Annotated in this window: 13 protein-coding genes; 8 read left to right on the plus strand and 5 right to left on the minus strand. The window is 62.3% G+C overall.

From position 1 onward, the window contains the following. Positions 1-34 precede the first annotated feature (34 nt). Both EA462_RS11905 and EA462_RS11910 read right to left on the minus strand, forming a co-directional pair. Entirely contained in the window at positions 35-493 is a 459-nt protein-coding gene (locus EA462_RS11905; RefSeq protein ID WP_124178791.1) for an NUDIX hydrolase, read from the minus strand. Between the two features lie 104 nt (positions 494-597). Continuing rightward, positions 598-1,254 (minus strand): helix-turn-helix domain-containing protein, encoded by a 657-nt coding sequence (locus EA462_RS11910; RefSeq protein WP_124178792.1) that lies wholly within the window; start codon positions 1,252-1,254, stop codon positions 598-600. Positions 1,255-1,341: 87 nt separating this feature from the next. Between EA462_RS11910 and EA462_RS11915 the strand changes: the two genes are divergently transcribed. Together EA462_RS11915 and EA462_RS11920 are read left to right on the plus strand one after the other, a co-directional pair. Beyond that, entirely contained in the window at positions 1,342-2,127 is a 786-nt protein-coding gene (locus tag EA462_RS11915) for an SDR family oxidoreductase (RefSeq protein ID WP_124178793.1), read from the plus strand. A 186-nt stretch (positions 2,128-2,313) separates the two neighbouring features. Further along, positions 2,314-4,020 carry a sensor histidine kinase gene (locus EA462_RS11920; RefSeq protein WP_124178794.1) on the plus strand — a complete coding sequence of 569 codons (1,707 nt, stop codon included), beginning with the start codon at positions 2,314-2,316 and terminating at the stop codon, positions 4,018-4,020. A gap of 144 nt (positions 4,021-4,164) precedes the next feature. Here the strand turns inward: EA462_RS11920 and EA462_RS11925 are convergent, their stop codons facing one another. Further along, complete coding sequence (locus EA462_RS11925) at positions 4,165-5,292, minus strand: aldo/keto reductase (protein ID WP_124178795.1); 1,128 nt, start codon at positions 5,290-5,292, stop codon at positions 4,165-4,167. Positions 5,293-5,437: 145 nt separating this feature from the next. On the opposite strand from EA462_RS11925, the gene EA462_RS11930 reads away from it, so the two are divergent. From EA462_RS11930 to EA462_RS11940, 3 genes are all read left to right on the plus strand, one after another. Then, positions 5,438-5,665, plus strand: coding sequence for a hypothetical protein (locus EA462_RS11930; protein WP_124178796.1), 228 nt, complete (start codon positions 5,438-5,440; stop codon positions 5,663-5,665). Between the two features lie 155 nt (positions 5,666-5,820). Then, on the plus strand, positions 5,821-6,720 hold the full coding sequence (locus EA462_RS11935) for an acyltransferase (protein WP_124178797.1): 900 nt from the start codon (positions 5,821-5,823) through the stop codon (positions 6,718-6,720). A 73-nt stretch (positions 6,721-6,793) separates the two neighbouring features. Further along, the gene (locus EA462_RS11940; RefSeq protein WP_124178798.1) at positions 6,794-7,123 is read left to right on the plus strand and encodes a DUF7577 domain-containing protein; all 330 of its coding nucleotides are present in this window, start codon (positions 6,794-6,796) and stop codon (positions 7,121-7,123) included. Here EA462_RS11940 and EA462_RS11945 read toward each other — a convergent pair. Then, a complete protein-coding gene (locus EA462_RS11945) occupies positions 7,087-7,872 on the minus strand; it encodes a hypothetical protein (protein ID WP_124178799.1) in 786 nt (261 codons plus the stop codon). The two genes, EA462_RS11940 and EA462_RS11945, sit on opposite strands and share 37 nt — an antisense overlap. 334 nt (positions 7,873-8,206) lie before the next feature. Here EA462_RS11945 and EA462_RS11950 point away from each other — a divergent pair, with 334 nt between their 5' ends. Next, positions 8,207-8,452, plus strand: a complete 246-nt coding sequence (locus EA462_RS11950; RefSeq protein ID WP_124178800.1) for a PRC-barrel domain containing protein — start codon at positions 8,207-8,209, stop codon at positions 8,450-8,452. 97 nt (positions 8,453-8,549) lie between these two features. Here the strand turns inward: EA462_RS11950 and prf1 are convergent, their stop codons facing one another. Beyond that, the gene (prf1, locus tag EA462_RS11955) at positions 8,550-9,809 is read right to left on the minus strand and encodes a peptide chain release factor aRF-1 (RefSeq protein ID WP_124178801.1); all 1,260 of its coding nucleotides are present in this window, start codon (positions 9,807-9,809) and stop codon (positions 8,550-8,552) included. A gap of 123 nt (positions 9,810-9,932) precedes the next feature. On the opposite strand from prf1, the gene minD reads away from it, so the two are divergent. Further along, positions 9,933-10,811: a MinD/ParA family ATP-binding protein gene (minD, locus tag EA462_RS11960; RefSeq protein ID WP_124178802.1), complete on the plus strand. Its 879-nt coding sequence runs from the start codon at positions 9,933-9,935 to the stop codon at positions 10,809-10,811. Positions 10,812-11,088: 277 nt separating this feature from the next. Beyond that, a complete protein-coding gene (locus tag EA462_RS11965; protein ID WP_124178803.1) occupies positions 11,089-11,610 on the plus strand; it encodes a hypothetical protein in 522 nt (173 codons plus the stop codon). The last annotated feature ends 79 nt before the right edge of the window (positions 11,611-11,689 follow it).

Below are 11,689 nucleotides of genomic sequence, written 5' to 3' on the forward strand. Positions count from 1 at the left end.
GACCGATCGGACCGGACGACGAACGACGAGGCGGTCAGTCCGATGCCGTCGCGAGGTCGCCGGGCGGCTCGGCGGTCGGCAGTAACTGGACGTAATCGTCGAGATCGAGCGCGAAGGTTCGCGACGTGGAGGGCCGAACCCAGTACAGCTCGAACTCGGAGCCGTGTTCGTCGCCGCCGTCGGTCACCCTGTGGGTCCACCGATCGCGTGGCTCGTGAACCGTCGAGTGAAAGAAATGACGGACGTAACGTTTGGGTGGGGATCGACGCCGCGTCCAGACGTCCGTCGAGAGGTGCTGTGTCGCGTTCAGCGTTCCCAAGCCGCTCTCCTCGAGCACTTCGCGGAACAGCGCTTCCTTCGGTGATTCGTCCGTCTCGAGCGTTCCCTTCGGGATCTGCAGGCCGTCGTGACCCGGTCCTTCGAAGACGAGCAACTCTCCCGTCGATCGGGTGATGTACGCACACGCCTTCTGGACGTAGGTGACGTCAGTCATGATAGTGTTCCGCACACCATTGCTGCGTAAAAGCCTACCCCCCAAGGAAACTAATACAGACTAAGGAGCTTGTACTTCCTACCAGGGGGTCTCTCGGGACGACATCACCGGGTGAGTACCGACCGAACGACCGTTGACTCGGCCTTTCGGAGGTGTTCCGCTGCGGTGCTCGGGGCACAGCCGATCTCGCTCGCGACGTCCTCGTGGCTCGCTTCGCGGGGAATCTCGTAGTATCCGAGCGAGAGCGCGACCTCGAGAGCCTCACGTTGGCGATCCGAGAGCAGTGATTCGAGAACGCCGGGAACCGCTGCCATACCCGTTATCGCCGTGACGGTCGCGTCGATCGGATCGGGAATCCGATCGAGTGCCGTCTGGATCGCCTCGCTCGGACCGAACACCGAGTACGAGACCACACCGTCGGCGTATTCGAGCGGTGGAACGACGACTAGCGGTCCACGCGACGCCGTCGCGAACAGCTCTCGGAGCGGTTCTGTCATCCTATCTCGAACGTACGCGTAGAAGGCCCCCTCGCCCGCCGGCGTGAGTTCGTAGGCGACCACCTCGGGAATCCGCTCGAGTTGGGCCCGGAACAGCTCGATATCACCCTCGACGTGGTGCATGATGGCGAGTTCGTCGTCGCTGACGTTCCAGTGCATCGCCGTCGCACGGTCGACGGCCGCTGCGTTGAGGAGAACGTCGTACATCGGGTGAACGTCGGCTTCACGTCCGTCGGCGTCCAGTGTGAGTCGGACGTGTTTCATATCCGTTCGCACTCCTCCGATGACTTAAAACCCACAGACGTATCCGGGGCTAACGTCTCGGTTCCCTACGTCCAACGGTCATCCGCGATGACCGAACCGATTCGAACCCTACTCACCGGCGCAACCGGAACGCTCGGCGGGCAGCTCCGTCCTCGACTTCGCGATGCGGGTCACGCGGTTCGTGCGGCGAGTCGATCGCCGCCCAGCGAGCCCGACGCGGACGCGGAGTGGGTCGAGATGGACCTCGCCGACGGAACCGGGATCGAGGCCGCCCTCGAGAACGTCGACGTCGTTGTCCACGCGGCGAGCGCCCCCCGAGGAGATACCGAGGCCGTCGACGTCGAGGGCACTCGCCGACTCCTCGACGCGGCCGCCCAGGCGGGGATCTCGAACGTCTGTTACGTTTCGATCGTCGGCGTCGATTCGGTCCCCCTGACGTACTACCAGCACAAACTCGAGGCAGAGCGTGCCGCGGAGGCGAGCGAGGTGCCGTCGACGATCGTTCGGCTCACGCAGTTTCACTCGTTCGTCTTCGACGTCCTCGAGGCGATCTCGCGGGTGCCCGTTTGGCCGCTTCCGGTCGACGTTCCCCTCCAGCCGATCGAACCGGGAGAGGCCGCGGCCGCGGTCGTCGATCGCGCGACGGCCGACCCGCAGGGACGTGTCCCGCCCGTCGGCGGACCCGAGGTCCGAACGGTCGGTGAACTCGCTCGAGCGTATCGTACCGCAACGGGGTCGCGCCGGCCGATCGTGCCGGTCCCGATTCCGGGTGCCGTCGCGGCAGGCTTCCGGTCGGGCGAGGCCACGTGCCCGGACCGGACCGTCGGCACCACGACCTGGAAGCGGTGGCTGGCACACCAATCGACGTCCTGATCCGGGAGAGAGCCCTCAACGGCGATTTTTCGAGACGATTCGTTTCGCGGGTCCGGCTCCCCTCGAGGAAACCTGAACGAGCCCGATTCACGAAAACGAGCTGACGTCATCCGGGCGCTGATTTCGTTCCCCTCAGCGTCTGAGTCGTTCCGTTCCCTTAAGTAGGATTAGCGAGGTGATACTGCCATGGGTTGGGTGGTTTCGGTGTCGGAGATAGTCGTCCTCGCGAGCGGAGTTCTCGCACTTGTACTCGCACTGGAAACCCTGCGACACCGAAGCGACCCGATGGCGTGGCCCGTCGCCCTCTTGCTGTGTAGTGCTGCCGCCTGGGCGTTTCCGTACGGTCTGAGTATCGGCGCCACCTCGCCGGAGACAACGCTGTTCTGGAACCGGCTTCGGTATCCGGGAACGGTGGTCGTTCCCCTGGCCTACTTCGCCGTCGCGATGACCTACGCGGGAAAGCGTGAGTGGTTTTCGAGACGGCTTATCGGCGCGCTGTCGGTGGTTCCACTCGGTATGTTGGTCGGCGTGTTCACGAATCGGTACCACGGCTACTTCTGGCAATCTACGTCGGTGACTCGAGTCAACGAGACCGCGATCGTCGCGTTCGATCCGGGGGTACTCTTCTGGACGAACCTCCTGTACTCCTACGCCCTCGTGGGAACGGGTCTGGCGTTACTCATCTATACCTTCTTCAGATCGGGTCCGATCTACCGGAAGCAATCGGCGCTGTTGGTGGTCGGTGGAGCCGCCCCACTGCTGACGAACATCGCAGTCAACGTTCTCACGGAACCGGGGTCGAGCGTTGACTTCACGATGACTGCATTGACGATCTCCGGCGGAGCATTCGCGGTTGCCCTGTTTCACTTCGACTTGCTCGATCTGCGCCCGGTCGCGCGGGATACACTCGTCGAAGAACTCGATGATGCAGTGATCGTCGCCGACCACGAGGGAACCGTCGTCGACGTCAACGGCGTCGGGGAAGCCGTCCTCGACGATCCCAGCATCGGGGATCCGATCGAAGCCGTGCTCCCCGAGGAGATCAACGGCGTTCTCTCCGACGAGAACGAAGACGGGCACTCCAGCGGTCCCGCTCGAAGCGACGAGGAGTTCGTCGTTCAGGGGGACGGACGAACGCGCATCTACCGGTGTCGATCGACGCCGATCACTGATCAACTCGATCGGCGGACCGGTCACATCATCTACCTCGACGACGTGACCGATCTCGTCGAACGCGAACAGCGCATCAGCGTGCTGAACCGGGTTCTTCAACACAACGTTCGAAACGAACTCTCGCTGGTCATCGGACACCTCGATTCTGCGATGGAGACGGCAACCGATCCGACCGCCGACCACATCACCGAGGCCAGAGAGAGCGCCTCACAGGTCATCGAACTCAGCAACAAAGCGCGGACGCTCGAGCGGACCATCAACACCTCCGCGACGACCGAAGCAGTCCCCGTCTCGACGACCCTCGACCGAGTTCTCGAGGACGTCCGGTCGGCGTATCCGGACGCCACTTTCGAAACGGCGACGTCCGAGGAGCAGGTGTCGGTTGCCGTTGCGTCGGAAACACTGTTCGAAGCGACCGTCGAAAACCTCCTCGAGAACGCCGTCGTTCACAACGACAGCGATCGACCGCGAGCAACCGTTCGAGTCGAAAAGCGCGATAGCATCGTCCGTCTTTCCGTCCGCGACAACGGACCCGGAATACCGGAGGGTGAGTTTCAGATCCTCCAGAACCGAACCGAGACGCCGCTCGATCACGGAAGCGGGCTCGGGCTGTGGATCGCCAAGTGGACGGCGACGCTGTCCGATGGCGACCTCACGATCACCGAGCGGGAGTCGGGCGGGACGGCCGTCACGCTCTCGTTGCCGATCGCCGACGACTGACCCGGATCACCGTACCGATTTACCGGTGTGACCGTGAACCGTCCGCAGTTGCGTCGTCAATGACGTACAGCAGACCGCATGAGACTACTTTTCTCGGCTGCCACGTCTCTCCTCGATATGTCCTCCAACGCCTGCTCTCGAGTTTCAGTCTGCTGCCAACTTGTCAAGTCCCGCCGATTCGATGTCGTCGCCGCCGACCGACGAGCGTAACGCATCCATGCCGTCGTCTCGATCGATGTGAAAGCCGTTCTCGTAGAGATCCTCGACCCGATCGAGTTCCACACTCGAGAGTTTGGGAACGTCGCTCGCGGCCGCCCACTCGTCGATATCCGTCGTCGTGCGGAACGTGGGCGTCACGGTGGCAACTGGGTCGTGTGAGAGGAGCCACGCGATCGACGCCTGGGCCATGGTACGCTCGCGGTCGCCTTCGGCTGCGCGTTCATCATCCGCGGACCGTTGCTCCGCGCGTTCATCATCCGCGGACCGTTGCTCCGCGCACTCGAGAAATCGGAGCTTCTCGAGTTTCTCCCAGCCGGTTTCGTACCACTCGTCGGGGCGGAATCCGCGGTGATCTCCCTCGCCCAGTTCGGTCTCGGGCGTGACCTGTTCGTTCAGGATTCCCGAAGAGTGTGGGACCCGCGGGATTAGACTCGTCGACGAGCCGGTCTCCTCGATCGTCTCGAGGAAGTGATTTCCGACCTCCTGTTCGAGGACGTTCCAGACGAGCTGGACGGAGTCGAACTCTTCTTCGATCGCGAGGTCGCCCTCTGCCAGCCAGCCGATCGACGGACCGAGTGCGAGTCCCGTCGCGTGGATGATCCCCTCCTCTTCGAGTTCGTCGAGCAGTTCGAGGATGTCGGGAGTGATCTCCTCGACGTTCGCGTTGTGAAGCTGCAGGACGTCGATCGAGTCCATCTCGAGGCGCTCGAGGCTCCGTTCGACGGCCTTCCGAAGGTACTCCGGATCCATCTCCTTTGGCAACTCCCCGTGGCCGGCCTGGGGGTTGTTGTAGAAATCGTAGCCGACTTTGGTCGCGACCGTCACTTCGTCGCGGACGTCCGTCAGTGCCCGTCCGATCAATTCTTCGCTCCGACCGTGGCCGTAGACGTCGCCGGTATCGAAGTAGGTGATCCCCCGGTCGACGGCGTACCGGATCATCTCGATCGCGTCGTCCTCAGAACGGTCGCCCCACCAGTCGGTGCCGACGACCCACGCACCGAAGCCGACCTCGCTGACCTCGACATCGGAGTTACCCAGTTCGGTGTATCGCATACGTGCGTCTTCGTAGTCAGGGGACTTATGGCGTACGGAACACTGAGCACGCTGGTCCGAACGGGTTCGGCCCTCGAGGCCTCCGCCACTCGAGGGGGCGTTCTCGAGTCGAATCGTTCTTGGATGTGGCCCGGGAAGTGAGGGTATGGCGGACGATCACGAGCGGTCGACCGATCGAGTTCTGCTCGTGATCGTCCTCGCCGTCGCCGTACTCGTTCCCGTCGCGTTCGCCTCGCTCGAAGTGAGTCCGACCCGGATTACCGCCGGAACCGTCGTCGTCGCGTCGTTGCTCGCAGTCGGATCCGTCGTGCTTCCCGCGCTGTTGTTCTCGCGGTGGGAAACCGCGTCCCGGCACGCAGGGAAACAGAAGTGATTCGACTGCCAGTAGTCGGGTCGAATTTCCGTCATCCTTCGTGACGACCACGACAGAATCCCCCTCAGCTCGGTAACACTCGTGTCACCCCTTGTGACGTGGCAAGTCGGACGTACAACCGAACCCCTATCAACTCCGCGGGCAATACCTCGTGTATGACAAAGCGGTACGTCTCGCTTCCCGACGAGGCGGAAGCGGGCATGCGCGAGTTCATAGACGAGGTCGACGAACGGCTCTCGAGCGACGAGGACACCTGTTCGGTCGTCGAGGACGTTCTGCTCGATCTCTCGGGAGACAGAGACGCCTACGATCGCTGGCAGGACGGGGAGTCAGTTTCGTTGGCGACGCAAGTTCGCCTGCAGAGTTACGATCCATGTAACACCACGCTCGAGAGCGAGTACTACGCCGAAAAGGACGAAGCCGAATTCAGGCGATCGAAACACCTCCAGTGGCTCTGGCGACAGTTCGATAGCCTTCCGATCGCGGACAACGTCGAGTTCGCGCTTCGATTCCGTCGAATGCTCGCGGACCACCTCTTTTCCGATTGCGGAACGGACTGTCGCTTTTTCAAAGGGATCACGTTCACCTACGGACACAACATCAGTATCGGGGACAATACCGTGGTCCACGACGACGTTCACCTCGACGATCGCGGAACGCTGACCATCGGAGATCGTGTTTCGATCTCCGACGGCGTCCATATCTTCAGCCACGATCACGACGTCGTCGATCAGACCGAGGTCAGAAACTATCACACGATCATCGAGGACGACGTTCGCCTCACCTACGATTCGATGGTTCGTGCCGGGAACAAAGTCGGGGAGAACGCGATCGTCGGGGCGCGTGGTGTCGTCCAGAACGACGTTCCCGCACACCACATCGTCGTCGGCATGCCCGCACGGAGCGTCAAGATCAAACCCGGCTGGGAGTCCGCCGCGACGCCCATCGACGAGGCCGGCGTCAACCGACAGGAAGAACGCCACCTCGAGTACGACATTCCCGACGGCCTCGAGGTGTTCGACGAGTTCGATCGCGACCTTCAGCTGCCACGATAGTCGTCCCGAGTTGACCGTTCTCGTTTCCTGAATCAGGGAACAACCAAGTGTCTTGCGAACGTATGACACGATGATGGAGCTCTGGGGCTGGCTCATCGGCTACGTGGTTCTGTTTGCCCTCCTTCATCTGATACTGTACGTCGTCTACGCCCGCCGAAACGACGGGGAGACGACGGGATCGCCGTCCTTTGCGGATCCGAACCGCGCGCGTTCACGAACGTCCCCGGAACCGGACCGGTACTCTCGAGTCAGAGACGAGATCGGTGACCACGCTCCCGACGCCCCCGACGACGACCGCGAACTCGATGGCGAGACGGTCCGCTGTCCCCACTGTGGCGCAACGAACGCGGCGGATCAAACGTTCACTTACTGCTGGCACTGCGTCTCGACGCTTCGACACTGAGCCGTGAGGTCGACTTCGAGACGCTCCAGGTGATCGACGCCGACGACGGCGACGACGTCCCCCTTCGTTCGACACTCGAGGAGTCGATCGACCATGCATCGTTCTCTGACGTCGTCCCGGTAGGACAGCGCGCTTTCGTCGGTGTCGACGCTCTCGAGCAACGTCTGGACGGTGTCGACGTGTGCGCGCTCGTGAGCGGCCTGTCGTTCGGGCGGATCGTCGACGCTGCAGTCGTACTCGACCGGCTCGTTGCGCGCGACCGTCATCGACGTTGCGTGCGTGAGCGTCGCCGCGACTCTGCAGGCGAGCACCTCTCGCGTCGCGCCGCCTATGTTGGCGACGACCTGGCGGGCAGTCGCCGGCGAGACCCGATCGGCAATCAGTCGGGTCACGACTCGGCGCAGGAACGACCAGTTAGGCGCGTCGATCCCCACGACCTCGGCGTCCGGGGCAGCGCCGATCGCGGCACTCATTTCGCCGCCGAATCGAGGTGTGCCGGTTTTCTCGTCACGCTCGCGTGCGTAGGCTCGATAGAGTGCGAGCGCGCCGGCGGGCAACTCGAGTGCGAGAACGTCCGGATCGAGGGACTCGAGGACGCGTTCGACGCGGGCGACGCTGGCAGGGTGGTCGTGGACAACCCCGAGGAGGATGAGATTTCCCGCAGGCCCGGAAAGGCGGCGACAGAACCGGTCGCTGATTCGTGGGTCGTCGAACGCCGCGGAGAGAGTCGGTGGCGGGGACGCTGCCATCGGTCGAATGGTAATACGTTACTACCGCTATAATCCTTCCGTTATTCGGAGCCAAACCGGTTCGGTGTCCGGACAGCGAGACGGGGTACCACCGAACGGAGCACCCGGTCGCGGGAGCGAACTCACTGGCACGTCCGACGAGATAAGCAGTCGTTACTGACGAAACGATGGGGTACTCGACCGACGCTGCGTCGGCCTCGACCGTGTCGTGCGCTAACGGCGGAGTACCACCGGACAACGGTTTCTTCGGTTTATTGCCCAGGGATCCTTTCGACCGCCACCGGACCGTCACGACTTGCGTCTCGAGCGGATTCGCCAGGAGGTAGACGAACCCATGACGGAGAACACACTGGAGAAATCGGACGAGGGGAAACGAGTTCTGAACGTCGATGGCACCGAAGTCGGTCGGATCGTCGCGGTCGAAGGGGGACGAGGATACGTGGTTCCCGATCCGGGTCTCGTCTCGACGATCAGAGCAAAGCTCGGATGGGGAACGGTTCCAGAGGACGGACACCCACTCGACGAAGGCAGTATCGAGGAAATTACCGACGACGCGATCCACCTTCGCGGAACGCTCTGAGTGACGTCTCGAGCGTCGTTCGAGACGAAGCCTCGGCCTCAACGAGCGTGGGATCGGTTGTAGGATGACCGAGCCGGTTATACGTCGATCGAGTCGCTTATACGCCGGTCGAGTACCGGAGCAATCCGGCGAAGCCGCCGAAGGCGTTGTACAGCTGTTCGCCCTTCTCGAAGTCAGTCGAGATGAATTTCGTTTCGGTACCGCGTTGTTCTGCGATCTCGATGAGGTGGTCGATCGCGTCCTCGCGGTCCTCTTCGGTCGCGTCGACGTCGGATCCACACTCGCTGCAGCCGTGTTCGGGCATCGACGACCGACGGTCGATCACGTCGCGGTCGGTGTTTCCACAGGCCTCACAATCGTAGGTTACGACGTCTTTCCGTAGGTCCTCGCTGATCAGCAGACGGTCGACTGCGCCCATCATCAGGTTTCTGCGGGTCTGTTCGAACCCGTAGGTGGCGAGGTCGCCCGCGTTGAGTTCCTCGAAGAACTCCTCCATCTGCTGTTTGTCCTTCATTACCTCCGCGTCTGCGAGTGCGTCCTCGGCGTTGTCGACGAGGTCTTTCAGCCCCGACTCGTCGGTGTAAGCGACGTCGAACTTGCCGATGACGTTGTCCTGAATCTCGTGGTGGAGGTAATCGCCGTCGAGAAACTCGTCTTTCGTCGGGGAGGGGCCGCCGACGAGAATCCCATCGAGTTCGTGGCGCTTCGGAACGAAGAGGTCGTTCGCCATCCCGGCGACCTCCTGATAGAAGTTGTCGATCGCCTCGAGACGCAGGCGAGCGAATCGCTGGGCGGACTGGCCACCTTTTCGCTGTTTGCCGGGAACGAGCGACGAGGCGGACTTGACCGGCTCGATTCGCTTGCCTTTCAGCCAGCCGACGTTCGCCTCACGCCGGTCGAGGACGACCAGGCCGTAGAGCCCTTTGTCCGCGAGCATGTTCTCGAGCGGTTCGGTGAGGAAATCTGAATCGCAGTGGTATCGGAACGATTCGACCGGTTGGGGCGGGCTCTCGAGCACCTTGGTGACCATCGTGGTCTGACCGCCGCCGGCGTCGACTGCACCCGAGAACAACACCATCCCCTTTTCGGGGGGGTAGGTGTCGTAGTATCGGAGTCGGTCTTTGATGCTCGTCAGTGCGTCCTGGACGTTGGTTCGCGTCTGTTTGGACTTGATGTTGGCCGCTTCGCTGTGTTCCTGGGTGACGTGCTGGACGACGTCACTGACCTGTCTGTCGTCCGGGATGTAAATCGTCACGAGCTGTGTGCCAGAGCCCTCGTAGTCTGTGAGATCCTCGATGACCTTCCGGAACTCGTATTTCTTCCGGTCGGATTGCTCCTGCTCGCCCTCCTGGCTCATTAGCCGTACAAAACGGTGCTGTGGCTAAGTATTCTTTGACACGCTACTGCGATCGCTCGAATCTCGGCCGACGGGGGTAAGATTCACGGTGGTGCCGTTCCACTGTCCGCACAGTATCCGAGTATGTCACACGAGACTGTCTATGCTATCGCGAGCGGGAAGGGCGGTGTCGGAAAGACGACGACGACGGTCAACCTCGGAACGGCACTCGCTCAGGCGGGCGAGCGGGTTGCCATCGTCGACACCGACCTGGGTATGGCGAACCTCGCCGGGTTCGTCAGTCTGACTCCGGACGCGACGACGTTGCACGACGTGTTAGCCGGCGACGTCTCCATCGACGACGCAACCTATCGCCTCGCGGACAACATCGTCGCCGTTCCCAGTGGTACCGACCTCGATGAATACGCCGAAACCTCTCCCGAGGGGCTTCGGGAGGCGGTCTCCGAACTACGTGCCACGTACGACTACGTCTTCCTCGACGTCGGAGCCGGAATCAGCCACGAGACGGTTCTCCCGCTCGGGCTCGCCGACGCCGTCGTCGTCGTCTCGACCCCCGAGCCCGCCGCCGTTCAGGACTCGAAAAAAACGGTCGAACTCACCGATCGGGCGGGCGGCGATCTCGCGGGACTCATCGTCACTCGAACCCACCCCGGCAGCGACATCAGCTACGAGGAGGTCGCCTCCAGACTCGAGATTCCGCTGCTCGGGACCGTTCCCGAAGATCCGACGTCCCGCGAAAGCGTCTACGCCGGGACGCCACTCGTCGTCTACGATCCGGACAGCGACGCATCCGCGGCGTATCGCCAGCTCGCCGCAGATCTCGCCGGCATCGAGATCCCGGATCACTCGAGCGGCGGCGACGACTCCGTCGGAACTGTCAGTTCGGACGACGACTCGAACCCGGATGTCGATAGCGATCGAGATCACGAGGAGGTCATCGAAGGCGAGACAGCACACGACGAGGTTTCGAGTGCGATCACGGAAGCGGAATCCGATAGCTAACGGCCGGTAGGCGGTACCTGGTTTCGCTCCGAGACGCCTCGAGAGTTCTTTTCGTGTCGAATGCGGTGACTACCTTCGGCTCCGAACGATCGTCTCTTCGAAACCGTTCGTATTTCGTTACCGAGTTCCGGCACACACGAACGTAACCCGCCGAATTCCACCTTTTCAGAGATTGGTTCTGGAATGTCCGACTTGATAGAATAGCTGAGCGCAGCGGATCAACGACCGCTGGGGTACGAGCTAATTACTAATCCGACCGTCTCTCGAGCGCTCGAGCATGGAGCGACGAAAAATCCTCCTCGGCAGTGGAGCCGCGCTCGCAACCGTGCTCGCGGGCTGTTCCAGTACAGAAACCGGAGAAGAACTCAGCGACGATACCGACGACGACCCGTCCGACGACGGAGCCAGCTACGACGATGGCGACGACGATTACGACGACGGGGACGACCACGACGAGATCCCCGGCTTCGACGGCGGTATCGAGACCGACAGCGACAAGCTGACCGTCACCGAGGTCAGTCGGGACGGCGACAGCCTCGGCATCGCCGTCCAGACCGAAGTCACCGACACCGACGAGCTGTACAAAGAGCTCGAGGACGTCGGCCACGACCTCGCGTACGCGATCAGCGACTCCGAGCGGTTCAAAGCGGAGGTCGACGTCATCGAGCTCTACCTCGAGCGTGACGGCGCACACGTCGTCGGCCTGTTCATCGACGTCGAGTGGGCGCTCGACTACCTCGAAGGCGAGATCTCGAGAGAAGAACTCGGAAAGAAGATCGTCGACACCAAAGAGGAGTGACCGCCGGTTCGTTCCGAGCGGTCGGTTCGCCCGTCGATTCTTGATACGGATGCCGTCCGTCAGTTTCGATGCGACCGCG

This window comes from Natrarchaeobius halalkaliphilus, assembly GCF_003841485.1.
In the GTDB taxonomy this organism is placed as follows: domain Archaea; phylum Halobacteriota; class Halobacteria; order Halobacteriales; family Natrialbaceae; genus Natrarchaeobius; species Natrarchaeobius halalkaliphilus.